Origin of the sequence: Photobacterium gaetbulicola (genome assembly GCF_003025515.1) — a bacterium.
GTDB classification, from domain to species: Bacteria; Pseudomonadota; Gammaproteobacteria; order Enterobacterales; family Vibrionaceae; genus Photobacterium; species Photobacterium gaetbulicola.
In genome coordinates, this window is sequence record NZ_PYME01000028.1 from 22,446 (window position 1) to 46,708 (window position 24,263).

The 24,263-nt window shown below is 51.7% G+C and carries 21 protein-coding genes; 12 read left to right on the plus strand and 9 right to left on the minus strand.

Annotation, left to right across the window (positions count from 1 at the left end):
- The first annotated feature begins 40 nt into the window (after positions 1-40).
- Positions 41-967, plus strand: a complete 927-nt coding sequence (locus C9J03_RS20765; protein WP_044621620.1) for an aminoimidazole riboside kinase — start codon at positions 41-43, stop codon at positions 965-967.
- A 172-nt stretch (positions 968-1,139) separates the two neighbouring features.
- On the opposite strand, the gene C9J03_RS20770 is transcribed toward C9J03_RS20765, so the two are convergent.
- The 5 genes from C9J03_RS20770 to C9J03_RS20790 all read right to left on the minus strand — a co-directional run bounded on the left by C9J03_RS20770 (position 1,140) and on the right by C9J03_RS20790 (position 6,540).
- Positions 1,140-2,228: a succinylglutamate desuccinylase/aspartoacylase family protein gene (locus tag C9J03_RS20770; protein ID WP_419761182.1), complete on the minus strand. Its 1,089-nt coding sequence runs from the start codon at positions 2,226-2,228 to the stop codon at positions 1,140-1,142.
- A complete protein-coding gene (rimK, locus tag C9J03_RS20775) occupies positions 2,188-3,093 on the minus strand; it encodes a 30S ribosomal protein S6--L-glutamate ligase (RefSeq protein WP_044621619.1) in 906 nt (301 codons plus the stop codon). The genes C9J03_RS20770 and rimK overlap by 41 nt, the downstream gene beginning before the upstream one ends.
- 6 nt (positions 3,094-3,099) lie before the next feature.
- Positions 3,100-3,537 (minus strand): ATP-dependent zinc protease family protein, encoded by a 438-nt coding sequence (locus C9J03_RS20780; RefSeq protein WP_082008669.1) that lies wholly within the window; start codon positions 3,535-3,537, stop codon positions 3,100-3,102.
- Between the two features lie 196 nt (positions 3,538-3,733).
- Entirely contained in the window at positions 3,734-5,380 is a 1,647-nt protein-coding gene (locus tag C9J03_RS20785) for a glycoside hydrolase family 32 protein (RefSeq protein WP_044621618.1), read from the minus strand.
- A 170-nt stretch (positions 5,381-5,550) separates the two neighbouring features.
- Positions 5,551-6,540, minus strand: a complete 990-nt coding sequence (locus tag C9J03_RS20790; protein ID WP_044621617.1) for a LacI family DNA-binding transcriptional regulator — start codon at positions 6,538-6,540, stop codon at positions 5,551-5,553.
- Positions 6,541-6,958: 418 nt separating this feature from the next.
- Here C9J03_RS20790 and C9J03_RS20795 point away from each other — a divergent pair, with 418 nt between their 5' ends.
- From C9J03_RS20795 to C9J03_RS20820, 6 genes are all read left to right on the plus strand, one after another.
- Positions 6,959-8,401, plus strand: coding sequence for a sucrose-specific PTS transporter subunit IIBC (locus C9J03_RS20795; protein WP_044621616.1), 1,443 nt, complete (start codon positions 6,959-6,961; stop codon positions 8,399-8,401).
- Positions 8,402-8,732: 331 nt separating this feature from the next.
- Positions 8,733-9,218, plus strand: a complete 486-nt coding sequence (locus C9J03_RS20800) for an ureidoglycolate lyase (RefSeq protein WP_044621615.1) — start codon at positions 8,733-8,735, stop codon at positions 9,216-9,218.
- Between the two features lie 70 nt (positions 9,219-9,288).
- Positions 9,289-11,028 carry a glyoxylate carboligase gene (gene gcl / locus C9J03_RS20805; protein ID WP_044621614.1) on the plus strand — a complete coding sequence of 580 codons (1,740 nt, stop codon included), beginning with the start codon at positions 9,289-9,291 and terminating at the stop codon, positions 11,026-11,028.
- Positions 11,029-11,105: 77 nt separating this feature from the next.
- Positions 11,106-11,888: a hydroxypyruvate isomerase gene (gene hyi, locus C9J03_RS20810; RefSeq protein ID WP_044621613.1), complete on the plus strand. Its 783-nt coding sequence runs from the start codon at positions 11,106-11,108 to the stop codon at positions 11,886-11,888.
- A gap of 17 nt (positions 11,889-11,905) precedes the next feature.
- The gene (locus tag C9J03_RS20815; RefSeq protein WP_044621612.1) at positions 11,906-12,793 is read left to right on the plus strand and encodes a 2-hydroxy-3-oxopropionate reductase; all 888 of its coding nucleotides are present in this window, start codon (positions 11,906-11,908) and stop codon (positions 12,791-12,793) included.
- A gap of 68 nt (positions 12,794-12,861) precedes the next feature.
- Complete coding sequence (locus C9J03_RS20820) at positions 12,862-14,007, plus strand: glycerate kinase (RefSeq protein ID WP_044621611.1); 1,146 nt, start codon at positions 12,862-12,864, stop codon at positions 14,005-14,007.
- Between the two features lie 87 nt (positions 14,008-14,094).
- On the opposite strand, the gene C9J03_RS20825 is transcribed toward C9J03_RS20820, so the two are convergent.
- Entirely contained in the window at positions 14,095-15,300 is a 1,206-nt protein-coding gene (locus C9J03_RS20825; protein ID WP_044621610.1) for a multidrug effflux MFS transporter, read from the minus strand.
- Between the two features lie 91 nt (positions 15,301-15,391).
- On the opposite strand from C9J03_RS20825, the gene C9J03_RS20830 reads away from it, so the two are divergent.
- Together C9J03_RS20830 and C9J03_RS20835 are read left to right on the plus strand one after the other, a co-directional pair.
- Positions 15,392-15,883 carry a MarR family winged helix-turn-helix transcriptional regulator gene (locus tag C9J03_RS20830; protein ID WP_044621609.1) on the plus strand — a complete coding sequence of 164 codons (492 nt, stop codon included), beginning with the start codon at positions 15,392-15,394 and terminating at the stop codon, positions 15,881-15,883.
- 69 nt (positions 15,884-15,952) lie between these two features.
- Positions 15,953-16,447, plus strand: coding sequence for a peptidylprolyl isomerase (locus C9J03_RS20835; protein ID WP_044621608.1), 495 nt, complete (start codon positions 15,953-15,955; stop codon positions 16,445-16,447).
- Between the two features lie 61 nt (positions 16,448-16,508).
- Here C9J03_RS20835 and C9J03_RS20840 read toward each other — a convergent pair whose 3' ends face one another.
- The gene (locus tag C9J03_RS20840) at positions 16,509-17,738 is read right to left on the minus strand and encodes a pyridoxal-phosphate-dependent aminotransferase family protein (RefSeq protein WP_044621607.1); all 1,230 of its coding nucleotides are present in this window, start codon (positions 17,736-17,738) and stop codon (positions 16,509-16,511) included.
- A 251-nt stretch (positions 17,739-17,989) separates the two neighbouring features.
- On the minus strand, positions 17,990-18,778 hold the full coding sequence (gene allE, locus C9J03_RS20845) for a (S)-ureidoglycine aminohydrolase (RefSeq protein WP_044621606.1): 789 nt from the start codon (positions 18,776-18,778) through the stop codon (positions 17,990-17,992).
- 309 nt (positions 18,779-19,087) lie between these two features.
- On the opposite strand from allE, the gene C9J03_RS20850 reads away from it, so the two are divergent.
- A complete protein-coding gene (locus C9J03_RS20850) occupies positions 19,088-20,029 on the plus strand; it encodes a carbamate kinase (RefSeq protein ID WP_044621605.1) in 942 nt (313 codons plus the stop codon).
- On the opposite strand, the gene allS is transcribed toward C9J03_RS20850, so the two are convergent.
- Positions 20,018-20,944: an HTH-type transcriptional activator AllS gene (gene allS / locus C9J03_RS20855; protein ID WP_044621604.1), complete on the minus strand. Its 927-nt coding sequence runs from the start codon at positions 20,942-20,944 to the stop codon at positions 20,018-20,020. The genes C9J03_RS20850 and allS overlap by 12 nt on opposite strands.
- Positions 20,945-21,307: 363 nt before the next feature.
- Between allS and fdrA the strand changes: the two genes are divergently transcribed.
- Together fdrA and C9J03_RS20865 are read left to right on the plus strand one after the other, a co-directional pair.
- Positions 21,308-22,969, plus strand: a complete 1,662-nt coding sequence (gene fdrA / locus C9J03_RS20860; RefSeq protein ID WP_044621603.1) for an acyl-CoA synthetase FdrA — start codon at positions 21,308-21,310, stop codon at positions 22,967-22,969.
- 12 nt (positions 22,970-22,981) lie between these two features.
- On the plus strand, positions 22,982-24,247 hold the full coding sequence (locus C9J03_RS20865; RefSeq protein ID WP_044621602.1) for a YlbE family protein: 1,266 nt from the start codon (positions 22,982-22,984) through the stop codon (positions 24,245-24,247).
- Positions 24,248-24,263 lie beyond the last annotated feature (16 nt).

Genomic DNA, 24,263 nt, shown 5'->3' on the forward strand with positions numbered 1-24,263 from the left:
AGCAATAATTAACTCAGTTAAATGTTGTGGAGACAAGTGAATGGCAAAAGTATGGGTCACAGGTGATGCAGTGGTTGATCTGATCCCCGAAGGCGAGGGGACATACCTAAAATGTCCTGGCGGCGCACCGGCAAATGTTGCCGTGGGTATTGCTCGCCTTGGGGGAGAGACTGCATTTTTCGGCCGTGTCGGCCAAGATCCGCTGGGCCGTTTTATGAAGCAGGTGCTTTCTGACGAAGGCGTCGGCACCGAACTGATGAAGCTGGATGAAGAGCACCGTACTTCGACTGTCATTGTTGACCTGGACGATGAGGGCGAGCGCAGCTTTACCTTCATGGTGAAGCCAAGTGCCGATCAATTCACATCAAAAGACGATGTACCTGCTTTCGCTCGGGGTGAGTGGCTCCACGTTTGTTCGATAGCCTTGGCTAATGAGCCTTCCCGTGGCACTACTTTAGCTGCGATGAAAGCAATTAAAGCCGCGGGCGGTTATGTGTCCTTTGACCCTAACCTTCGTGAAGAAGTCTGGGCCCAACCTTCTGAGCTCAAACCTGTTGTGATGCAAGCGGTCGCACTCTCTGATGTGGTGAAGTTTTCTGATGATGAGCTATTGTTCCTGACAGAACAGACGGATTTGCAAGCAGCGCTGGCTTACCTTAAGCAGCAATATCAATTGCCGTTGGTTATCGTGACGCAAGGTAAGAAAGGGGCGTTGGTGGTGCAGGGGGGTAAACAGCAACTGGTTACCGGGAAACCTGTCAACCCCGTTGACACCACCGGTGCCGGTGATGCCTTCGTCGGCGGTTTGCTGGCGGGCTTGGTGAGCGTTGATAACTGGCAGGATGAATCCCAGTTGCTGGGCATTATCAAGCAAGCCAATGCCTGTGGTGCGCTTGCAACCACTGCCAAAGGCGCCATGACGGCGCTGCCGACGGCCAAGCAGTTGGCTGAATACTTAGCAGTGTAAAGCCTGTGTAGGCCAAGCTGCCAAAGCAAAGGACGGTTGGAAACCCGCAAGGATCTCGCTAATGCAAGATCCTTGTTTGGTTAATACTACCTATGGTCGCCGGGAGTAAAGCACTTAGGCTGGAGCGTGCGTCAGGCTAACCTGATGGTTGGGAAAAGTGACGGGCGATAAGCTATGCCTTACCAATCCCGGATTTGATCTCGTTATCCATATCATCCAAGACATCATCTAAATACGACTCAACCTTTTCCTCGACGAAACTGTCAGGCTCCTCAAAATAAGCCAGGTGATAAATGGCATCTCCTTCGTTGACCAAAGGAAGACTTTGTTGGCCGATGATGATCCCCCCTTGCAGGGCTTTAATGGCTACCTCGTCACTGCCGAGTGGATCGCTAATGATGGCCAGGGTTTGATCTTTTTCGACCCTCTGGCCTAAAGTAACGTGCGAGCGGAGAATACCGTCAAAGTCAGCTCGTATCCATCGGGTCGCCCTGGCGACGACAGGCGGTTTTGCTCGTGTTAGTTTACCTTGCGCCGTCATACCGAGGTGGCGCATGACCCTTTGAATGCCTCTAATTCCAGCGGTGATGGCAAAGGGTTCGAAACGCAATGCTTCTCCTGCTTCATAAGTGATAACAGAAATGCCTGCTTTTTCCGCTTCAGCGCGCAATGACCCATCACGTAACGAGGCGTCAATCACTACCGGTGTACCAAAGGCCATCGCCATCTCGGCTGAAATAGGATGACTGAGGTTGGCGCGTATTTGCGGGAGGTTTGTCCGGTGGATCGCCGCTGTATGGAGGTCGATCACATGGGTGCACTGCATGACGATATTGGTAAAAAAATAATGGGCGATTCGCCCAGCGATAGATCCGCGAGCTGAGCCGGGAAAACAGCGATTGAGATCCCGCCGGTCCGGTAAGTATCTTGATTTATGGATGAAACCGAACACATTGACCACGGGGACAGCGATTAAGGTCCCTTTCAGTTTCATGGGGTCGATTTTTGTCAGAAGCTGACGCACAATTTCGACACCATTTAATTCATCACCATGAATAGCAGCATCAACCAATAGTACCGGCCCGGCGAGACGGCCATTGACGACTTCTAATGTGACAGATAGGTTGGCATGGGTATATAGTCTGGCAACCTCTAGGTCGACACTCACCCTCTTGCCTGGAGGCACCAGAGTCTCGCCGCATTGAAAAGCCTGATTCCGGCTAGCCTTTGCCACGGGTACGGGTCCGCTGGGGTTTGGCATTTTTTTCAATGTAGTCAATGATCATACCGGCAACATCCTTACCGGTTGCCAGCTCTATACCCTCCAGCCCGGGGGACGAATTCACCTCCATCACCAACGGCCCGCGCTCGGAGCGCAACAAATCCACACCTGCCACATTCAGGCCCATGACTTTGGCTGCATCGACCGCCGTTTTTCTTTCTGTGGGGGTAATGCGCACCAGAGAGGCTTCCCCACCGCGGTGTAGGTTGGAGCGAAACTCTCCGGGTTGAGCCTGGCGCTTCATGGCGGCAATGACTTTATCGCCAATGACAAAGCAGCGGATATCGGCCCCTCCGGCCTCTTTGATGTATTCCTGAACCATGATGTTGGCTCTCAGCCCCATAAAGGCTTCAAGCACACTTTCTGCAGCTTTCTGGGTTTCGGCAAGGACAACGCCAATGCCCTGGGTTCCCTCCAGTAGTTTTATAACCACCGGAGCGCCACCAACCATGTGAATTAAATCTTTGATATCGCCGGGCTTGCTGGCAAAGCCTGTGATCGGCATGCCGATATTTTTACGGGAAAGTAATTGCAGAGAACGCAATTTATCCCGAGAGCGGGTGATGGCGACGGATTCATTGACCGGAAACACTCCCATCATTTCGAACTGCCGTAACACCGCACAACCATAAAAAGTCACCGATGCGCCGATGCGAGGAATAATGGCATCAAAGCCTGCAAGCTCATCGCCCTTGAGGTGAATCGAAGGCGAAGTGGAATTGATGTTCATGTAGCAGCGAAGTACATCGATGATTTTGTATTCATGCCCGCGCTCTTGGCACGATTCGATAAGGCGACGTGTTGAGTAAAGATCTTTATTGCGGGATAAAATACCTATTTTCACAACAACTTACTCCTTTGATAATAAGAAAGACTTGCCAGGATCGACAATCATGCGTGAATGAAGAGCCGTTCGACCGATCAACATGCGAAATCTCATGTTGTCCCTGGGAGTGAGAGTCATCTCTATGGGAAAAGAGGAGTTACCAGCAACCAATTCCGTACGGATGATATAACGTTGTGTTTCATGCCCGCCGGAATCTCGGACGAGCCTCTGATCGATCACGCGGGACTCGCACTGAACAACAACATCGGTGTTTGCTTGGATTGGGTGTACCCAAAAGCGCAGCCATTGCTGATTGTTGTGGCGAAACTCTTCGATAGCAAAGGTATGTAAACAGGATGTCCGAGCCCCGGTATCGACCTTGGCCTTGATTCGCTCAATACCTAGTTGAGGTAAGCTAACCCACTCTCGCCATCCAACGATGACTTTGTTGTCTGTTTTCAAAACGTCTACCTGCAGTGACTGGTTAAGTCTTTCGCTGTAAGGGAACTGAAAACAGTATAGTTGATGCAGAGTCGTTGTTTTTCTATCTGTTAGCCGATCTTAGCAGGTGTGTGAGTTTGGTGAGGGGCCATGGCTACCCTAGAAACGCAGGAAAAACCCTTCAGGTAGCCATGGTATAGGGGGGAATGATTCCGCTCTAGCTTAACAACCACGCTTTAGCATCAATAGAAACGGGTTCATCGCTAATCAGCCGAACAGCGGTGGCATCTTGAGCGGTAAATACACGGGCTGTCATGGCAAACTCGCCTTGATTGATAAAGAGCTCTAGCGATGAGTTGTCAGCCAGAAGCTGCAGTTCAACAGCTTGGCTGTGTGGCCAAGGCAATTCACGGATGGTTTCACCGTCGGTTGGCTGGGCATGGCTGCGATCTAGGCGGATCCGCTGTTGGTCGGCATCAAGGATGATGTCGCAGTACTCGCTGCCGTTGTCCATCACCCGCAGGGTGGTTTGCCCCGATGCCGGCCACGGTAAGATCGTTTGCAATTCGAAGCTCTTGCTCCCCAGATCCAACGAAGACTTTTCATTGTTAGCCTCGAGGTTAAAGCTCTGTGTTTCGCCGCGAAGTTGCTGCAACTCACGGGCAGGCTGCTGATACAGCTTACCGTTTTGCCAAGATAGCTCTCGCAGGCAGGTGAGCTGGTGGAGCCATTTGTCTTTAACACTTGGCTGGTTGATTTCATCTGGCAGTCCCATCCAACCTATCATCAGGCGGCGGCCGTCTGGTGCCTGTGTCGACTGCGGGGCATAAAAGTCGAAGCCGTGATCCAGCGTGTAGAACTCTGATAATTCAAGCCGATCATTCTCATCCAAGCTGGCTTGCAGGTAGCCGTTATGGTGCGGGACGTTATGGTAGTGACTATCGGCTTCGATGCCTTGAGGGCAGATAATGGCAACCAGTTGCTCGCCCATTTCGAATAGGTCCGGGCACTCCCACATGTAGCCGAAGTCATTGAGCTCGCTACCAGTCAGTGAAACAAACTCCCACTGGCGTAAATCAAAAGAGCGGTAAATTGCCAGGCGGCCAAGCAGTTGGCCTTCATCAGTTTCTTGCTGGGCTCCCAATAGCATCAGCCAGTGATCGCCATTTTTTACCAGTTTCGGATCGCGGCAATGGGGAGTGACTGAAGGCGGTAGGCTGTCAATCACCGGTCCGTGTTTGGTGAAATTGATACCATCGCTCGAGGTGGCCAGGCACTGGGTGGTAATGCGCTGGCGCTGCTCGCCAATCCGGACATTGCCGGTGTAGAACAGCATCAGTTCATCGTCGGTACTGACAGCATGGCCAGAGAACACCCCATGGCTGTCGAACCAATCCGATGGGTAGAGCGCCATCGGCTGGCTTTGCCAATTAACCAGATCGGAACTGGTGACATGGGCCCAGTACTTGTCTTTGTGCACACAGCCAAAAGGGTAGAGCTGGTAGAAAAGGTGGTATTCGCCATTGTGGTAGGTGAAGCCGTTAGGATCGTTGAGCAGACCCTGCGGTGGGGCAATATGCCACAGCGGCCGGTGCGGTGACTGGGTGATCTCGCACACTGCCGCAAGTTGAGTGCGCTGGTTTTGCTCGATAATACGCCCGAGCTGCTCCCAGTCAGCCTGACATAAAGGCACTTCCGGCGTCCAGGCTACCTGATTGAGGCTGCTGTGGAATGGCAACACACGTGCAAGATCGGAGCGAAGCTCAGGATCCTTAAGTTCCAGAATCACCTGTTGCTCGACGCGCAGCGCACGCAAGAGGTTGTTGGGGCCGCCGCAGGCAGCAAGGATATCTGTCAGTGTCATGGGGTTGAGGCCTTAACCAGTTTGTTTGATAATTTCGGGAACGTTCCAAAAATACAAAAAATGCAGCAATCAGTGCAAGAGGAGCGCTGTATTTGCTCCCCTTTATGACGAAAACTGTGCGTTGGATCGCTTTTTGGTGCTGGCGGTGGGTAAGGAATGAAGGCTGGTTATCAAGCGCTTTCGCGCGGGATCCAGTCAAAGCCCAGTACCAGTTTGGACACCTGGCTGCGGCCTTGCTCAATGATTTCCAGCAGCATTTTGGCGGCATTGTTGCCTGCAGGCTCGAAGCCATAGGCAAAAGTAGACAGGCCTGGTGTTACGACAGAGGCCATTTCATCGTTACCGACACCGATCACCTTGATGTCTTCACCGGGCACTAGTCCGGCTGCGGCAATGGCTTGCATCGCACCGATTGCGATACGGTCGGTTGCGCAAAAAACGCCGTCAACTTTATGATTTTTAGACAAAATATTTGCCATTTCCTGGCGCCCTGAGGCTATTGAGAATTGCCCTTGGCAATGGAACTTAGGTGGCTCGGCTGCCATATGGCTCAAGGCGCGGCTAAAACCGTCGAAGCGTTGCTGGTCGACAGCGATATCATCGCTTTGTACCCCGAGAAAGCCGATATGCTTGCAGCCTGCTTGGTTCAAAATCTCGCCAGCACAATATCCCACCCGGTAGTCATCGTGGATGACACTGGGGATGTTGAAACTGGAGCCGTCCTGACCGATTAGCACCACTGGCGCCTTGGATCGCTTGATGGCTGTGACTAGCTGCTCATCGATGTGGGTAGCAAACATCACGATACCCTCAACCCGTTTCTGGTTGAACAGTTCAATGTATTGCAGCTCCTTGCCTGCCTCCAGACGGCTGTTAGCCAGCAGTACTTGTTTGCCAGCTTGTTCGAAGATTTCACTCAATCCATCGACACCTTGCGAGGTGGCATTAGAGGCGACGCGGGGAACAATAATTCCTATCAGGTTGGTTTTATTAGATTTTAAATCTTTTGCTACTTGGTTGACTACGTAGCCGCATTCCTCAATCGCACGTTTTACTTTGATTTTTGTGGCTTCTTTAACGCCATATTCGTCGTTGATCACCCGGGAAACCGTTGATTTCGATACCCCGGCAAGTCGGGCTACATCGTGTAGGCTTGCCATACATAACTCCTTGGTTACCCTCGATGATCCTGCAAACTAGGGATGCATTGCAATCACTGTGCTAGTGATTACCCTGTTAAGGTGATCTTGATCACATTTGATTGTGCGAGATAGCCATAATTATCGATCGCCCTCACACTGATTAAACCACAGCTTGACGGCACCTGACTCTATCGTAAAAACTGTTTCGGTAACGTTCCCGAAATCAACTCGAGCTACTTAGGTTCAAGGTAACTGGACTTGGTTCGATTGGAGTTGGCAATGTGAGCAGTCCCAACACCTGCTAAGCCGAATGGCACACCTTGTGACTTTCCGGGAGCCGAAATGATTTTAATAACATGTACCCATACCAGCAGGCATGCTGAGGGTGGAATTTAAATGTCTGAGCGTGAAGAGCATTCGCGACGGGGGTAGAAAGATGGACTTTCCGATGATTGCCAAGCAACTTATTGAAAAGCTTGGTGGAAAAGAAAACATTGCAGCAGCGGCACACTGTGCGACGCGCTTGCGTTTGGCTTTGCATGACGAGAGCAAGGCTGACTTGCAAGCAATCGATGACATCGAAGGGGTAAAAGGCCAATTCCAGGTGGCCGGACAAATCCAGGTGATCTTTGGTTCTGGTATCGTTAACCAAGTGTATGCGGCGATGACAGCAGAGACAGGTCAGACAGAGATGTCGACAAAAGAGGTGGCTTCTGCTGGCGCACAAAAACAGAACGTTGTTCAGCGTGCAGTGAAGGGCCTGTCCGATATTTTCGTGCCGATCATCCCGGCCATTGTCGCGGGTGGTCTGTTGATGGGGATCTTTAACCTGCTGACCGCACAGGGCCTGTTTATTGATGGACAGTCACTCATTGAAGCCTATCCGGGAATGGCCGATCTGGCATCGATGATCAATACGTTTGCCAACGCCCCATTTGTTTATCTCCCTGTTTTACTGGCATTCTCGGCATCGAAGAAATTTGGCGGTAACCCCTTCCTTGGCGCTGCGCTGGGTATGTTGATGGTTCACCCAGACCTGTTGAACGGCTGGGGCTTCGGTGGTGCCAGTGTTAGCGGCAATATCCCGGTATGGAACATCTTCGGTTTTGAGATCGAAAAAGTTGGCTACCAAGGCTCAGTACTGCCGGTATTGGTGTCGGCTTTCATTCTTGCTAAGGTTGAGAATGGTCTGCGCAAATTTATCCCATCGGTATTGGATAACTTGTTGACTCCGATGCTGGCCATTTTCATCACCGGTTTTCTCACCTTCACGCTTGTCGGCCCGATCACCCGTGATGCCGGTTTCTTGTTGGGTGATGGCCTTAACTGGCTTTACGAGTCCGCAGGCTTTATCGGCGGTGCTTTATTTGGGTTGGTTTACGCGCCGTTTGTGATCACCGGTATGCACCACAGCTTCATTGCATTTGAGACCCAGCTTCTGGCAGATATTGCGGTGACTGGCGGTACGTTTATCTTCCCAATTGCAGCGATGTCCAACGTTGCGCAAGGTGCGGCTTGTCTGGCTTATGGCCTGACGACCAAAGATAAAAAAGCCAAGGGGATCGCGATGCCATCGGGTGTCACGGCCTTGTTGGGGATTACTGAGCCGGCGATGTTCGGTGTTAACCTGAAATACCGCTACCCATTTATTGCCGCTATTATCGGTGCGGCAACTGCGAGTGCGTTCATTACCTTGTTCAAGGTAAAAGCCACAGCGCTGGGGGCGGCAGGTCTGCCGGGCATCATCTCCATTGCGCCGACCTCGGTCGTATCCTATGTGTTGGGTATGGTGATTGCCTTTGCCGTTGCGTTTAGCTTGACGATTGCTCTTGGCTATAAAAAAAAGCAAGCTGCGGGGAGTAAAGCGCTAACGGTTTAACCTGTTTAGATAATGTGATGGCGCAGATGCCATAATTGTGAGAAAAGGTGAGCTGAAAAGCTCACCTTTTTTATTTAATAGCCTAATTAATTTTAATTTAATTTTGATAATTGCCTTAACCATGAGAATAATAAATTATTTTTATTAAATGATTTCGTATTGTTTGAAAAAAGTAGCGAGAAAAAAAAGTGTGCTCTAGCTCAAGTATTTTAAGGTGAATGTCTGTTTTTATAATTGTCAGAAAAGGGAATATGCCGGGGATGATTGTTAGTCGTTTAATAACGGTTAACCCTTTAAATGAATTTGGCAATTAAATCAGGTAACTTTAATTATGCGAGAACTAATAGTAGAGCCTCTCACCAAAGAGGCATTTGCCCCTTTTGGTGATGTGTTGGAGACGGATAACTCCGATTTCTTCTATATCAATAATCGCTCTGGGCAGCGCTTTCATGGGCTTGGAGCCATTGATGTATCAGATGAATCGTCACCATTGATCAGTATTGTGCGAGCCGCTGGGTTTGAGAAGGGTATCTCATTTGATTTATTGGAAAAACACCCTAAAGGCAGTCAGGCATTCTTCCCACTAAAGGGTGAGCGCTTTATTGTCATAGTGGCAAAGGGGGATGAGAATATTGATGAGTCGACTTTACGCGCCTTTGTTACTAATGGAAATCAAGGAATTAATTATCACCGCAATGTTTGGCATTATTTGCTGTTTGCTAAGAACCAAGAAACAGACTTTTTAACCATTGACCGTGCCGGTGAAGATAATTGTATTGTTAAGCATTTATCGACTAATTATACCATTAGTTTTTAATAACATTTAAAAATCAATTCATCCTGTTTGAATAGGAAAAATTTCATCCTGGATTAGGAGAATACATATTATGGCAAAAATGCGAGCAATAGAGGCGGCGGTATTAATTTTAAAGAAAGAAGGCGTCGATACGGCATTTGGTGTTCCCGGGGCTGCCATCAACCCGATGTATGCCGCACTGAAAAAAATTGGCGGTATTGAGCATGTGCTGGCAAGGCATGTCGAAGGGGCATCACATATGGCAGAGGGTTATACCCGAACCGCTCCGGGGAATATCGGTCTGTGTATCGGCACATCGGGCCCTGCGGGCACCGATATGATCACCGGCCTGTACTCGGCCTCTGCAGACTCGATCCCGATCCTTTGTATCACAGGCCAAGCACCGGTTGCCAAGCTTCACAAAGAGGACTTCCAGGCCGTTGATATCGAAGCGATAGCCAAGCCGGTTACCAAGATGGCGGTGACGATCCGCGAAGCTGGCCAGGTACCAGGGACGTTCCAGAAGGCCTTCTATGAAATGCGCTCGGGCCGTCCTGGCCCTGTCCTGCTGGATTTGCCGATTGATGTGCAGATGACCGAAATTGAGTTTGATATTGATCTCTATCAACCAATGGCGCCAGCCAAGACATCGGCGACCAAAGCGCAGGCCCAGGCTGCGCTGGCCATGCTGAACGAGGCGGAAAAACCTGTTTTGGTCGCCGGTGGCGGGATCATCAATGCTGATGCTTCAGCCTTGCTGCGCGAATTCGCAGAGTTGGTCAACGTTCCGGTGATCCAGACACTGCGTGGCTGGGGATCACTGTCGGACGAACACCCGCTAATGGCAGGGCGAATGGGGTGTCAGGCCAACCATCGCTACGGCAACGCCACCTACCTTGAGTCGGATTTTGTGTTTGGTATCGGCAACCGTTGGGCCAATCGCCATACGGGCGATCTGAAAACCTACACCGAAGGGCGTAAGTTCATTCATGTCGATATCGAACCGACCCAGATTGGGCGTGTTTTCTCGCCGGATCTGGGTATCGCCTCCGATGCCCATGACGCGCTTTCGGCATTTATCGAAGCTGCGCAGGAGATGAAGGCAAAGGGCGATCTGAAAGACCGTACTGAGTGGGTGGCGAGTTGTGCCGAACGCAAGCGCACCATGCTCCGCCGTGAAGACTTTGACTGTACGCCGGTCAAGCCCCAGCGCATTTACCACGAAATGAATAAGGCGTTTGGTCCAGAGACACGCTATGTGTCGACTATTGGCCTGGCGCAGATCGCAGCGAACCAGTTCTTGCATATTCACCAGCCGAGACACTGGATCAATGCCTGCCAGGCCGGTCCGCTTGGTTGGACGATGCCTGCTGCTCTTGGGGTTGTGAAAGCCGATCCGACCAAGCCGGTTGTTGCCATCTCGGGAGATTACGATTTCCAGTTTTTGATCGAGGAGCTGGCGGTGGGGGCGCAGTTCAATCTGCCGTATATCCATGTGCTGATCAACAACGCCTATTTGGGGCTGATCCGCCAGGCCCAGCGCGCCTTCGATATTGATTACTGCGTTCAGCTTTCGTTTGAAAACCAGAATGCGCCGGAAGTGAAAGAGTACGGCGTGGATCACAAGCGCGTGGTTGAGGGGCTGGGCTGTAAAGCCATCCGTGTTGATGAGCCGCAAGATATCGGCCCGGCGCTGGAGCAGGCGAAAGAGTGGGTTCAGAAGTACAAGGTGCCTGTTGTTGTCGAGGTGCTGACCGAGCGTGTGACCAATATCGCGATGGGGCCGGATATCGATAAGGTGATGGAATTTGAAGAAACCATAGACCTATAACCCCGCCGTTGAGTGACAGATCATTTATTTCAACTTTGTTGCGGCTGAGGCAGCCGCAGCACGAAGGAGCATCGAATATGCCAAAACTAGCAGCAAACCTCTCAATGCTATTTACCGAACTCGACTTTATGGAGCGCTTCAAGGCGGCTTCAGAGGCCGGATTCCGTGGCGTGGAATACTTGTTCCCGTACGACTTTCCGGCGGCCGATATTGCCGCCCAGCTAGAAGCCCACGGCCTGCAGCAGGTGCTATTCAATTTACCCGCCGGCAACTGGGCCGCCGGGGAGCGGGGCATTGCCTGTCATCCTGAGCGGGTTGGGGAGTTTCGTCAGGGGGTGACTAAAGCAATCGAGTACGCTCAGGTATTGGGCTGCCGCCAGGTCAACTGTCTGGTCGGGATCAAACCAGACCATGTTTCCGATGACGAGGCCTACCGGGTACTGGTCGACAACTTGCGCTTTGCCAACGGGTTGTTGGAGGCGGCTGGCATCGCTTTTGTCGTCGAGGCAATTAATACCCGCGATATCCCCGGTTTCTTTGTCTCCAACACCCGTATGGCGCTCGGGCTGCTGGAAGATGTTGGCTCTGACAACATCCGTTACCAGTATGACATTTACCACATGCAGATTATGGAAGGCGATATTGCGCGGACACTGGAAACTCACCTGGCGCAGATTGGCCATGTCCAGTTAGCTGATAATCCGGGGCGCCATGAGCCGGGTACCGGTGAGCTTAACTACCCATTTTTACTGGCTCACCTAGACAATATTGGTTACAGCGGCTGGGTTGGTTGTGAATACGTACCGGCAAATGGCACTCAGGCCGGTCTGGGTTGGCTTAAAGCATTTAATTTAGTTTAAGGAAGGGAGAAAGTAGGATGAAAAATATCGGATTTATCGGAACGGGGATCATGGGTAAGCCAATGGCGAAGAATCTGCAGGATGCAGGTTATACCTTGTATTTCTCCGAACACTTCGAGCCTGCGCCAGCGGAATTGCTGGGCGAAAAAGGGTTTGCCTGCCCCACCCCGGCCGCCGTTGCGGAAGCGGCCGAAGTGATCATTACCATGGTGCCGGACACCCCTCAGGTTGAAGAGGTCCTGTTCTCTGATATTGGTGTGGCCAAAGGGTTGGCCCCGGGTAAAGTCGTGGTTGATATGAGCTCTATCTCACCGATGGCCACCAAGGGTTTTGCCGAGAAAGTGGAAGCGCTGGGAGCCTGGTATGTCGATGCTCCTGTTTCCGGGGGCGAGGTGGGTGCCAAGGCCGGAACGCTATCGATCATGGCCGGTGGCCGTGAAGACATTTTTGAGCAGGTTAAGCCGCTGTTTGAGGTGATGGGGCAGAACATTACGCTCGTGGGCGGCAATGGTGACGGCCAAACCTGCAAGGTCGCTAACCAGATCATTGTGGCACTCAATATTGAAGCGGTTGGTGAAGCGCTATTGTTTGCCTCAAAGGCAGGTGCCAATCCGGCCAAAATCCGTGAAGCATTGATGGGTGGTTTTGCCTCTTCGAAAATTCTTGAAGTGCATGGCGAACGCATGGTGAAAGGCACCTTTGAGCCGGGCTTCCGTATCCAGCTGCACCAAAAAGATCTCAATCTTGCCCTCAGTGGCGCCCGTGAATTGCAGTTGAACTTGCCCAATACCGCAACGGCACAAGAGTTGTTCAACACTTGTGCGGCACTTGACGGCAGTGGCTGGGATCACTCTGCGATGATCAAAGCGCTTGAGCATATGAGTAACCACTCTATTCGGGGCTAACCAACACGGCGGGCACGGTAGTGCCCGCTGTGGTTTTTGGCTAATGTGTTTTGCAAAGGAGATGGTGGATGAAAATAGTCATTGCCCCGGATTCATTCAAAGAGAGCTTAAGTGCTGCCGAGGTGTGTCGGTCGATAAAAAAAGGCATCCTGCAGCGCCTGCCTGCCTGTGAGGTAGTCTGCGTGCCGATGGCGGATGGCGGGGAGGGCACCCTGGACGCGCTGGTAGATGCCACCCAAGGTCATCGCCAAACGGTATCGGTGATGGGGCCGTTGCCGGATATGCAGGTCGACGCCGAGTTTGGCATGCTGGGTGATGGTGAAACCGCAGTGATTGAAATGGCACGGGCATCGGGAATAGAGCTGCTAAGCAATGAGCAGCGGGATCCTCGCCTGACAACCAGTTTCGGGACTGGGCAGTTGATTTCTGCCGCGCTGGATGCCGGCGCCAAACGGTTGATTGTCGCGATTGGGGGCAGCGCAACCAATGACGGCGGGGTAGGGATGATGCAAGCACTGGGTGTCAGGTTCCTTGATAAGTACCGCTATCCCATTGGTCATGGTGGTGCCCAGTTATCCCGAATCGCAGATATTGACATGGCGGGATTGGATCCAAGGCTGGCCAAAGTGGACGTCGTCGCGGCATGTGACGTTGATAATCCATTGGTCGGCGTACGGGGAGCCTCCGCCATTTTTGGTCCGCAGAAGGGAGCCACCCCCGAGATTGTCGAGCAGCTAGACAGTGCCCTGACCTGTTATGCCAGCTGTATCGCCGAAAAACTGGGGTGTCAGGTTGTCAACGTGCCGGGCTCCGGTGCGGCTGGCGGCATGGGGGCGGCCCTGCTTGCTTTCATGCAGGCGGAGTTGAAGCCAGGGATAACCATAGTGTCCGAAACGGTTTCACTGCCAGACCAGCTTCAGGGGGCCGACTGGGTGATAACCGGTGAAGGAAGAGTGGACGGTCAAACCCTTGGTGGCAAGACCCCGGCCGGTGTCGCCAAATTAGCCCAGTCAATGGGGATCCCCACCGTCGCATTGGCCGGCTCGCTTGGCGATGGCTGTGATGCATTGCGGCAAGTGGGCATCGTCGCATGCTTTTCGGTGCTGTCCAAGCCGTGCTCGTTGGCCCAGGCGCTGGCTAGCGGAGCAGAAAACCTGACGGCAACAGCTTTTCAGGTGGCGGGGATGATGGTTAACCTTCCACACCGTGAATAGGGTTACAGTTGCCTGCTTTTTTATTGCTATGTTGTCGAGCTCGTGTTTTGCCAGAGGTATCCCTCTGGCTTTTTTGTCGTCATAGCGTCAAGAGGCCACCGCCGAGGCGGCATCTTCATCGCTGTTTCCCGTGTCCAGCCGAGCACCGACAGTTGCCCCGGCTAAGGCAATCACGGTAGAGCCGACCATCGCGATGATCATCGGCCACAGTGACGTCCCGCCCAGCATCGCCGCCATTGCACTCACACCGGCACCAACACCATATTGCACCGCGCCGAGTAGGGCAGAGGCAACTCCTGCGTTTGGGCCGTAATAACGCATGAAACAAGCGCTGGAGTTGGCCATGATCCCGCCGTTGGCGGCGATGGAGATCACGAAGCCCGGAACGATGTACCACAATTTTTCCGGTGCCGCCACGTGACTGGTGATAAGGACGATACCGCCGATCAGCTGCAGGCTCAGAAATACTTTCAGCAAGGTGGATGGCTCAAAGGTACGCAACAGAAAGGTGTTGGTACGGTTGATGATCACAATACCGATCACATTGGCGATAAAGAGCCCGGAAAATAGCTCGGCTGAAACCCCGAAGTGATCGATATACGCCAAGGGGGCATTGGTAATAAACGTCATTAATACCGCATAGCCAAAAGCCTGTGCCAGTAGGTAGCCCAACGCGCGGCGCTCCTTGATGACGGACAGGTATCCGCCGGAAGCCTTGCCTTTCTTGGCCGGTTTTGCCTTGGGCATAACCACTAACGCGTTCAGCGCAATCAGGGTCGACAGGAAGCAAAGTAGGTAGAAAATCCAGTGCCAGCTCTGGGTGCGTAGAATCAGTGTCCCCACCGTTGGGGCAATGGAAGGAGCCAGCATCATGATCAGGGCAATGAGCGAAAACAATCGGGCCGCTTCTTTGCCGACCGCATTGTCGCGGATGGTTGCCGGTACACCGACCACGGCGATCCCCCCGCCGAGGGCCTGGACGATACGCCATGACCATAGCATTTCCAGTGATTCGACACCGGCCATCATGAAACTTCCGGCAGCAAACAGCAGCAGGCCAGCCACCATGGTGGGTTTGCGGCCAAGCCTGTCAGACAACGGACCTCCAATTAACTGGCCGACGGCCATACCGAGGACATAAATACTCACAGTCACGGCGACCAGTGACGTCTTGACGCCGAGATCCCCCGCAATGGTGGGGATCGCAGGCAGGTAGCTATCAATCGCGAAAGGGGAAAGGGCAAATACGGCTGCGAGTAATAACAATAAAGATGTAGGAATGTGTTTGTTCATATAGCTCTCTTATTTATCTTTCTGGAAAGATATTATATGGTATTTATCTTTCCAGCAAGATATATTTGGAGGGTTAGGAAGGAGTAGAACGATGGCAAAGCAAGAAACTGTTGCTAATATTCTGAAAAATATCGAACAAAATTGGCCCGAATCGTTTGAGCAACATTCCCCGCCGATTTTGCGTATCCACCGTCTTCATGACTATTTGCAGCAAGATTTGGCGCAGGTGATTGAGCAATACGCATTGCAAAGTGCCGATTTCGGGGTGTTGGCAACCCTTCGCAGAGGGGGCGAGCCTTTCTGTCTGTCGCCCACCGAGCTCTACAGTTCGATGCTGCTGAGCTCTGGCGGACTGACCAAGGTACTGACACGGGTAACCAAGGCGGGGTGGGTTGAGCGGGTGGATAATCCCGAAGACAAACGCAGCAAACTGGTGCAGTTGACAGTGGCAGGCCGGGTGTTGATAGATGAAATTATTCAGGAGCTGCACCGAAACAATCAACGCAAGCTTACAGCGTTGTCAAAGGAGGAGCAGCAACAGCTTGATGCGTTACTGGCGAAAATGCTGACTGCCTGGGAATAGGTATGGTGTTTGCGGTATCCGCTAAGCTTTGTATACTGCCAGCCACTCATACTTAGCAAAGTTATTTTTATGATTATTTTCACGACGAACTTCGGTGATATCGAAATCGAACTGGATTTCGACAAGGCTCCGGTCAGCTCGAAGAACTTTCTGCAATACTGCAAAGACGGCTTTTACGAAGGAACGATTTTCCACCGTGTGATTGACGGTTTTATGATCCAAGGCGGTGGCCACGAGCCGGGAATGAAGGAAAAGCTGACCCGTGACCCGATTGTCAACGAAGCCAACCGCGGCCTGAAAAACAAAGCGGGCACGATTGCAATGGCTCGTACCGATGCGCCACATTCGGCGACATCGCAGTTTTTCATCAACCTGGAAGACAACGACTTTCTTGATTTCACTGCTACCACCAACCAAGGCTGGGGTTATGCGGTGTTCGGTAAAGTCACAGGCGGCATGATGGTGGTGAACAACATTGGTAAAGCGCTGACCATGACCCGTTTCGGCCATGAAGATGTGCCGCTCGATGACATTATCATCGAGAAAGTGACGATCAAAGAGTAAAACAATGCGTGCCACCCTCGGGTGGCACCTTGTGATCAGCGCCCCGGTGTACCGCCAATAATCAGTAATACTCCATCGCTGCCGCGACAGCTGTGCCGAGCTGTATTTGGGCCCGGTGTTTAAACAATACTGCTTCTAGCGCGGCCAGGGTATGGAGGACAGCCTCTTGGCGGGCGTTATAGCCCATTGTCCCGATACGCCATATCCTGCCTTTGAGCGGGCCAAACGATGTCCCGATTTCAATCCCAAACCGGGTCAGCAATTCTTGGCGTACTTTTTCGCCATCGACCAAATCTGGGATGTATACGCCCACCACATTATTCATCTTGTAGTCTTGGTCGCCAAACAGCCTCAGGCCCATAGCCTGCAGGCCGGCCGCCATGGCATCGCCCGCTTGCTTGTGGCGGGCAATGACTTTTGCCGGCCCTTCCTCAAGAAACAGTCGCGCACATTCGCGGGCGGCGTACAGCATCGATGTTGCTTCGGTATGGTGGTTGAGTCTTTCCTCTCCCCAGTAGTCGAGGATCATTGGCAAGTCGAAGTAGTTCGATTGGATCATCGCTTCGATACCATCGGTATGGTGCGGGTCGCGGATGCCCTTCTCGATGTGCTTGCGACGATTGATCTGCTCGACAAATTTTGGACTGAGCGTCAGAGGTGCACTGCCGGAAGGGCCTCCCAAGCACTTTTGAAGACCCACCGACACGGCGTCAAGGTGCCAATCGTCGACCAGCAGTTCGTTACCGGCCACAGAGGCGGTGGCGTCGCAGTAAAAAAGGACATCGTGACGCTGGCAGATTTCCCCGATTTCGGCCAGTGGCTGGTTCATTGTGGTTGATGTGTCTCCCTGAACCGTCGCCAGCAACTTCGGCTTGACCTGTTTGATGGCGTCCTCGATCTGCTGCGGATCACAGACCTTGCCCCATTCCACATCAATGGTGGTGATCTCGGCACCGGTGCGCTGGGCAATTTCACACAACAGGTGGCCAAAGCGGCCAATGACAGGGATTAATACCTTGTCGCCAGGCTGAAGAATCGACACCAAGACGGCTTCTATTCCCGCTCTTGCGGTACCGTCAATTAGCAGGGTTTCCGGGTTTTGGGTATGAAATACCTGGCGGTAAAGTACCTGGGTTTGGCGCATATACTCGGTCATCACCGGGTCATACTGACCTATGAGCTGGTTTGACAAAGCCTGATGGACGCGAGGGTACGCATTGATCGGGCCTGGCCCCATCAGCAGGCGCTGGGGGGGATTGAGGGTTTCAAACAGTGCATTGTTAATCGTCATTGATTGTGGGCTCCTTGATCTTATTTTGTCGGCTTTCTGCTGTGACCTATTGAATGTTTTGATTTCCTGGGCACGGAATGGCAGCACTTAGCATGAGGATATCGGGATTGGGGCTAGGATTTCATTGATATAGGTGGAAGTCTGGTTTTTTTATAAAAACTTTTGAAAATCAAATTCCGATTAAAAAAAGGAAGCGAAAGATTAAACTGACGCTTCCAAAGGCGATATGACTAAATTGGCATTAGTGAAAATTACAATGGAATATCTCGGTTGCAGTCTTTGGAATAAATGTAGCTGAGAGGTTCTCCGCGGCCTGTAGCGTAGCAGGCTTGGGGAACGTATGCTGCCATGAACAGGTAATCCCCCTTCTTAACCGGGATCCAGTTGTTGTCTAGGTTGTAGACACCTTCACCGCTCAGGATATACGCGCCGTGCTCCTGGACATGGGTTTCGATATAGCCATGACAGGCACCGGGTGCAAAGGTCAGAACATGGAAGTTCATGTCGAAGCCGAGATCTTTCGGCAGCAGATCTTCAACAATGACATCCTCCATCCCCTCGTAGTGGACCTTCTCTAGGTTATCGCGGTGGTTGACCAGCAAATGGGGCTGGTAGCCGGCGATAGCTTGATACTTGCGCTTGTAGAGGAATGCCTGGCTATCCTCGCCCTGGTTGGCATTTTCCATAAACAGCAGTGTGCCTGGCGGGCAATAGATATACCCCCCCGTTGTGAGGGTATGGCGTTGGCCATCGGCCTCGACACAAACTTGGCCCGAGATGACATAGAAGAAAGTTTCGACTTCCTCGCCGCCAAACCCACAGCGGTTGTTACCGCCGTCATGAAGGGTAACCAGATAATCGACAAAGCTGGCGCCTAGTTGTGGAGATGACAGGATAGTCAGGTCGCAATTTTCAAACCCCGGCAGGACATTTTTTACCAGACCATCTGGTGGAAGAATGGCAAAGTTGTTTTTTTTAATTACGGCCCGGGTTGCCAGCAGATCATTAATGTATCCTGTATTGTTGTTTAAGTATCCCATCTTATACCTCGAATATGTCACCTAAAAAAACGGGCCCTGAAGGAAGTTTTATGGGCCCTATTACCAGAAGCTGTGTTGGTGAATAAATATTATCTAATTGAAATAATAAAAGTGTGATCTGAGTATCTCAATTTTTACTTAAAGGTTTAATTTTATGTTGGCAGCAACATTAAATAAAAATGTTTGATAAACAGATAAATCCCGTTGCTGATCTAGACATAAAAACGAGTCGTTAATATTTTAAAAATACGCAAAATAATAAATTTTTTTATTTTGCATAACAAAGATCAAATATAAAAAAGGTGTGTGATGAACAAGAAGAGAATTGTTATTGCCCTGGGTGGCAACGCTATGCTCAAACGGGGTGAAGTCTTATCTGCTGCCAATCAGCAACGGAATATCAACAAGGCGGCAGAGCTGATCAAGCAGTTGGATCAAGATTATGACGTGACCATAGTGCACGGCAACGGTCCGCAGGTGGGGTTGCTGGCGTTGCAAAACTCGGCCTACAGTGAAGTGCCGGCCTATCCGCTTGATAACTTGGTGGCGCAGACCCAGGGGATGCTGGGCTATATGCTGGTGCAGGCCCTGACAGAGCAGGGGATGAACGAGGTGTCTTGCTTGCTGACTCGGGTTGAAGTGTCGGCTTCCGATCCCGCTTTCGCCCTGCCGACAAAGTACATTGGCCCGGTCTATTCGCCGCAGGACAAGGCTGAGCTCGAAGCGCAATATGGTTGGCAGATGAAACCAGACGGCCAATATATCCGCCGCGTCGTTGCGTCACCAAAACCCGTACAAGTGCTTGAAGCAAGTACTATTGTCAGTTTATTGGACCAAGGAAAAACCGTGGTGTGCTGCGGCGGTGGTGGGATGCCAGTGGTTCAGCAGCAAGTGGGTTATAAAGGTGTGGAAGCCGTGATTGATAAAGATTCGGTGGCCGCAATGCTGGCAGAACAAATCGGTGCGGATTACCTGATGATCCTGACGGATGCCGATGCGGTTTATCAAGACTGGGGAACGCCTAACCAACGGGCACTCCGGGATGTGACGGTTAGTCAGATGCGTCCTTTTGCCGCTCCTGACGGTGCTATGGGGCCAAAGGCTGAGGCGGTGATTCAGTTCGTAGAGCGGACGGGCCAGATTGCATTCATTGGTGCCCTTCAGGATGTGGAACAAATTCTGGTAGGTGAAAAGGGGACCTGTGTAAGACCGGCTTGTACCGTTGTCCCCGATGCGTCTTTAGTGGTGTAACTGGTCGATATTCTTTAAAAAACCTTGGATTATAGGATCGTTTTTTTTGAATAATTCTATAATCCACTGGGTCACTTCCCCGGTAGAGTCCTGGCGCCAGCCAATAGAAAGTGGAGACGGAGCACGGCTCCACTGCACTTCTTTTTCAATCAGTAACCCCTCATTAATCAGTGGATTAGCTAGGTTTTTGGGTAGGAAACCTATACCCGCTCCATTGATATGGCAGGCGACTTTGGTCGACAGGTCAGGCACTTTAATCTCTTTTTGATCCCGCAACAGCCAGGCCGTGCGTTTGTTGATGTGTTGGGAGGTATCTTCAATGTTAATCGCAGGGTGGTGCCTGAGCTGGGACTCTTTGAGCGGAGCGTTGAGGGTTGCAAGCGGGTGCTTGGGGGTCAGTGTAAAGGTCCAGCTCATTTTACCCAAAGGGCTTAACTTTACCGTGTTATCGATAGTATCGAGCCCTGGTACGCCAATAGCCAAGTGGTAATCGTTGTTTAATAAGTCATCCCATACCCCCATGTATACCGCGCTGGAGATATTGATTTGGGTAAACGGAAAGGCCTCATGCAATGCCAGAATGAGCTGGGAGACGGCATGTTGGTCGAATAGTAAATTATTGATGACTATATTAATATTTCGCTCAATACCGTCGGCTATCTGGCGTAGCTCATCCGGCATGCTTTCCATCCAGTCGAGCCACTTCTGACATTGGCTAAGTAGGTGCTCACCCGCTTCGGTAAGGTGCACGCTGCGTGTGGTACGGATAAAAAGCTGGGTATCTACAGCATCTTCTAACACCTTTATTCGATAGCTGATAGCGGCAGGTGTCTTATGCAGTACTTCTGCCGCTTTGGAGAAATTAGCATATTCAGCTACTTTCATAAAAGATCGGATTGTTTCCCTGTCTAGCATGTGCGTCCTTGAAAATGAATGAGACTCACAACATCTTATAAAAGAATATTACTTAAAAAAAATGATCTACGTCGATATTTTAATATGCGTTACAAATATAAATGTAAAAAAATATTTTTTAAAATGATTGCTTGATTTGATAAAAGATTTTAATAGTCGAGGTTCTTATATCCAGTGTCATAAATAATGATTGAACGATAGTCAGTCTATTTTTGAAAATATTATAACAATATATTGTGTGTGATATTGCTCAATATTTTAATTCCATGACTGCCTTAACCTCTAGCTAAATACAGGGAATCACGCTGAAGAAAAATAAAATTTTCAACGTTATTTATTTTGGGATGAGAAAGGTGGCCATACATGATCCAGGCATTTTTAAAAAAAGGTTGTTTTCAGGACTCGGTGAGCCTGATGCTGATATCAAGGCAATTGAGTAATGGTGATAATGTTGAGGAGGTGTCTGTCATGATGGGCACTCCGGCAAACAAATCTCTGCTGGAGTCCACAGGCCTATGGCATCCACTGTTCGACGAAGCCACACCCAATGATATTTGTGTGGCGATTCACCCCAATGCTGAAAGCGGCGATGTGTCCGATGAGATTGCAGCTCAGCTCGATAGCGCACTGGCATCCATCGCACAGGCATCCGCCGGCGGGCAGAGGTTGGATGTCGTCCGCCGCTGGCAAACGGCATTGGCAAAGCAGCCCGAGGCCAATTTGGCATTAATTTCTGTGGCGGGTGATTATGCCGCCGACTTGGCTGATGAGGCTCTGGACAATGATCTGAATGTGATGATGTTTTCAGACAATGTCCCGCTTGAGTCAGAGGTCGCGCTAAAGAGAAAAGCTGCTGCAAAGGGGTTGTTGGTGATGGGGCCTGACTGCGGTACCGCTATGGTTGCGGGGGCGCCGCTGGCTTTTGCCAACGTGTTGCCGAAAGGGCCGATCAGTATTGTCGGGGCTTCCGGTACCGGGATTCAGGAACTGGCGTCCCAGGTTTGCCTGGCAGGCCAAGGTATTACCCATGCGCTCGGCTTGGGGGGCCGTGATTTATCGGCAGACGTCGGTGGTGCCAGTGCCTTGAGTGCGCTTGCGATGATGGATAACGATCAGGAAACCGAGGTTGTCGCTTTTGTCTCCAAACCGCCAGCTCCAGAAGTTGAACAAGCGGTCATCCAAGCCATGAAAGCGATGAGCAAGCCGGTGGTGGCGCTGTTCCTCGGTACCCGCCGTGAAAAGGCGCGTGATGGCAATGTCTTTTTTGCCAACAGCCTTGCCGAAGCCGGCAGGCTTGCCGCGATGCTGGCCAATGTCCGCCAGTATGTGCCTGGTTGTAATAAAACGGCTGGGAAGAAAATCCTCGGCCTATACACGGGCGGGACTCTGGCTGCCGAGGCCGCGATGCTTACCGCGGAGCAACTTGGCTTGGCTGTCGATGATGCCCATGACCAGGGCGTTATGCTCAATGATGGCGGCCACCTCATTATCGACCTCGGTGATGATCACTATACCGTCGGTCGCCCTCACCCGATGATTGATCCAACCACACGTACCCTCGAAATTGAAAAACGCGCAGTCGATGAGCAGGTTGGGGTGCTATTGCTCGATGTCGTTATCGGCTATGGCGCAACAGCGGATCCGGCGGCAGCGCTGGTGGAGGCAGTTGAAAGCGCAAAATCGAAGCGCCAAAGCCCGCTGCACGTCATCGCGACGGTAACAGGAACAGAGGCGGATCCGCAGCAGCGCTCGCAGCAAATCGAAACCTTGGTTGAGGCCGGTGTGGCTGTGGTGAATACCTTGGAAGAAGCGGTGCTGCTGTCAGAGGCTCTGATTGAACAACAAGGAACAAAGGCGGTTGAAGAGCGACCCGCTTTGCTCGATGGGATCAGGGTAGTGAATGTAGGACTGCGCAGTTTTGCCGACGATTTGCAGTCTGCCGCGACGCCAGTCGTGCATTACCAGTGGGCCCCCATCGCAGGCGGGAACGCAAAATTGGCCAGTCTATTAAAGCAAATGCAATAGGGAATTAAAGATATGTATTCATCAATTAGTGAAGCCAACGCAGCCGTTTTGGAAAAAGTAAAATCTGCGCGCCCATTTTGGGTGGATGTTACCTCTGCCGGCGAAGTTATCCCATGGTTGGCAGAAGGTAAGCACCTGCTCCATGCCGGCCCGCAGATCAAATGGGAAGAGATGACCGGGCCGATGCAGGGGGCCTGTGTCAGTGCTTGCCTATACGAGGGATGGGCGACATCCGACACCGATGCAATGGCGATGCTTGCCGGGGGGGAGGTGCAATTCAGTCCGTGTCATCACCATAACGCCGTAGGGCCAATGGGCGGGATCACCTCGGCCAACATGCCGGTCATTGTGGTTGAAAACAAAGCCGATGGTAACTTTGCCTACTGCAACCTGAATGAAGGGATCGGCAAAGTAATGCGCTTTGGCGCTTACGGTGACGAAGTCCAGCAGCGTCTGCACTGGATGCGTGAAGAGCTGATGCCTGTGCTCAAGGATGCGCTGGCAAATACCGAGGGCGGTGTTGATCTAGGAGCCATTATGGCACAGGGGATCACCATGGGGGATGAATTCCACCAGCGTAACATTGCGACCTCTTCATTGTTACTCCGTACGCTAGCGCCGAGCATAGCGGCAGTGGATGCCAGCAAGGATGTGTTGAAAAGAGTGTTTGATTTCCTGAGCATTACCGATCAGTTTTTCCTCAACTTGGCGATGGCATTTTGTAAGTGTGCGATGGACGCCGGGGCCACTATCAAAGCGGGCACCATTGTGACTGCGATGACCCGCAACGGTAAGGACTTTGGTATTCGTGTCAGCGGCATGGGGGACCAGTGGTTTACTGCGCCAGTGAATACCCCTGAAGGATTGTATTTTACCGGCTATTCCCAAGAGCAGGCGAATACGGATGTTGGCGACAGTGCCATTACCGAAACGTATGGTGTCGGCGGGGCTGCGATGGTCGCCGCGCCTGGCGTAACACGATTTGTCGGTGTTGGCGGTGTGGATGCGGCGCTGGATTTCTCTGAAGAGATGGCCGAGATTTTCGTGGAGCAAAACTCACTGCTGCAGATCCCGTCATGGAATTTCCAAGGCGCATGCCTCGGCCTGGATGTCCGCCATGTTGTCGAAACCGGTATCACGCCGATCATTAACACTGGTATTGCCCACAAGGAAGCGGGCATCGGTCAAATTGGCGCCGGAACGGTACGGGCCCCACTGGCCTGTTTCGAAAAGGCCCTGGAGGCCCTTGCCCAAGACATGGGTCTGCAGGCTGAGTAATGTCATGGGGCGGCCC

Bases quoted from the DNA above. Each gene is read 5' to 3' on its own strand.
- C9J03_RS20765 (WP_044621620.1), top strand. From the start codon at position 41: ATGGCAAAAGTATGGGTCACAGGTGATGCAGTGGTTGATCTGATCCCC.
- C9J03_RS20770 (WP_419761182.1), bottom strand. From the start codon at position 2,228: ATGCCAAACCCCAGCGGACCCGTACCCGTGGCAAAGGCTAGCCGGAAT.
- C9J03_RS20785 (WP_044621618.1), bottom strand. From the start codon at position 5,380: ATGACACTGACAGATATCCTTGCTGCCTGCGGCGGCCCCAACAACCTC.
- C9J03_RS20790 (WP_044621617.1), bottom strand. From the start codon at position 6,540: ATGGCAAGCCTACACGATGTAGCCCGACTTGCCGGGGTATCGAAATCA.
- C9J03_RS20795 (WP_044621616.1), top strand. From the start codon at position 6,959: ATGGACTTTCCGATGATTGCCAAGCAACTTATTGAAAAGCTTGGTGGA.
- C9J03_RS20800 (WP_044621615.1), top strand. From the start codon at position 8,733: ATGCGAGAACTAATAGTAGAGCCTCTCACCAAAGAGGCATTTGCCCCT.
- gcl (WP_044621614.1), top strand. From the start codon at position 9,289: ATGGCAAAAATGCGAGCAATAGAGGCGGCGGTATTAATTTTAAAGAAA.
- hyi (WP_044621613.1), top strand. From the start codon at position 11,106: ATGCCAAAACTAGCAGCAAACCTCTCAATGCTATTTACCGAACTCGAC.
- C9J03_RS20815 (WP_044621612.1), top strand. From the start codon at position 11,906: ATGAAAAATATCGGATTTATCGGAACGGGGATCATGGGTAAGCCAATG.
- C9J03_RS20820 (WP_044621611.1), top strand. From the start codon at position 12,862: ATGAAAATAGTCATTGCCCCGGATTCATTCAAAGAGAGCTTAAGTGCT.
- C9J03_RS20825 (WP_044621610.1), bottom strand. From the start codon at position 15,300: ATGAACAAACACATTCCTACATCTTTATTGTTATTACTCGCAGCCGTA.
- C9J03_RS20830 (WP_044621609.1), top strand. From the start codon at position 15,392: ATGGCAAAGCAAGAAACTGTTGCTAATATTCTGAAAAATATCGAACAA.
- C9J03_RS20835 (WP_044621608.1), top strand. From the start codon at position 15,953: ATGATTATTTTCACGACGAACTTCGGTGATATCGAAATCGAACTGGAT.
- C9J03_RS20840 (WP_044621607.1), bottom strand. From the start codon at position 17,738: ATGACGATTAACAATGCACTGTTTGAAACCCTCAATCCCCCCCAGCGC.
- allE (WP_044621606.1), bottom strand. From the start codon at position 18,778: ATGGGATACTTAAACAACAATACAGGATACATTAATGATCTGCTGGCA.
- C9J03_RS20850 (WP_044621605.1), top strand. From the start codon at position 19,088: ATGAACAAGAAGAGAATTGTTATTGCCCTGGGTGGCAACGCTATGCTC.
- allS (WP_044621604.1), bottom strand. From the start codon at position 20,944: ATGCTAGACAGGGAAACAATCCGATCTTTTATGAAAGTAGCTGAATAT.
- fdrA (WP_044621603.1), top strand. From the start codon at position 21,308: ATGATCCAGGCATTTTTAAAAAAAGGTTGTTTTCAGGACTCGGTGAGC.
- C9J03_RS20865 (WP_044621602.1), top strand. From the start codon at position 22,982: ATGTATTCATCAATTAGTGAAGCCAACGCAGCCGTTTTGGAAAAAGTA.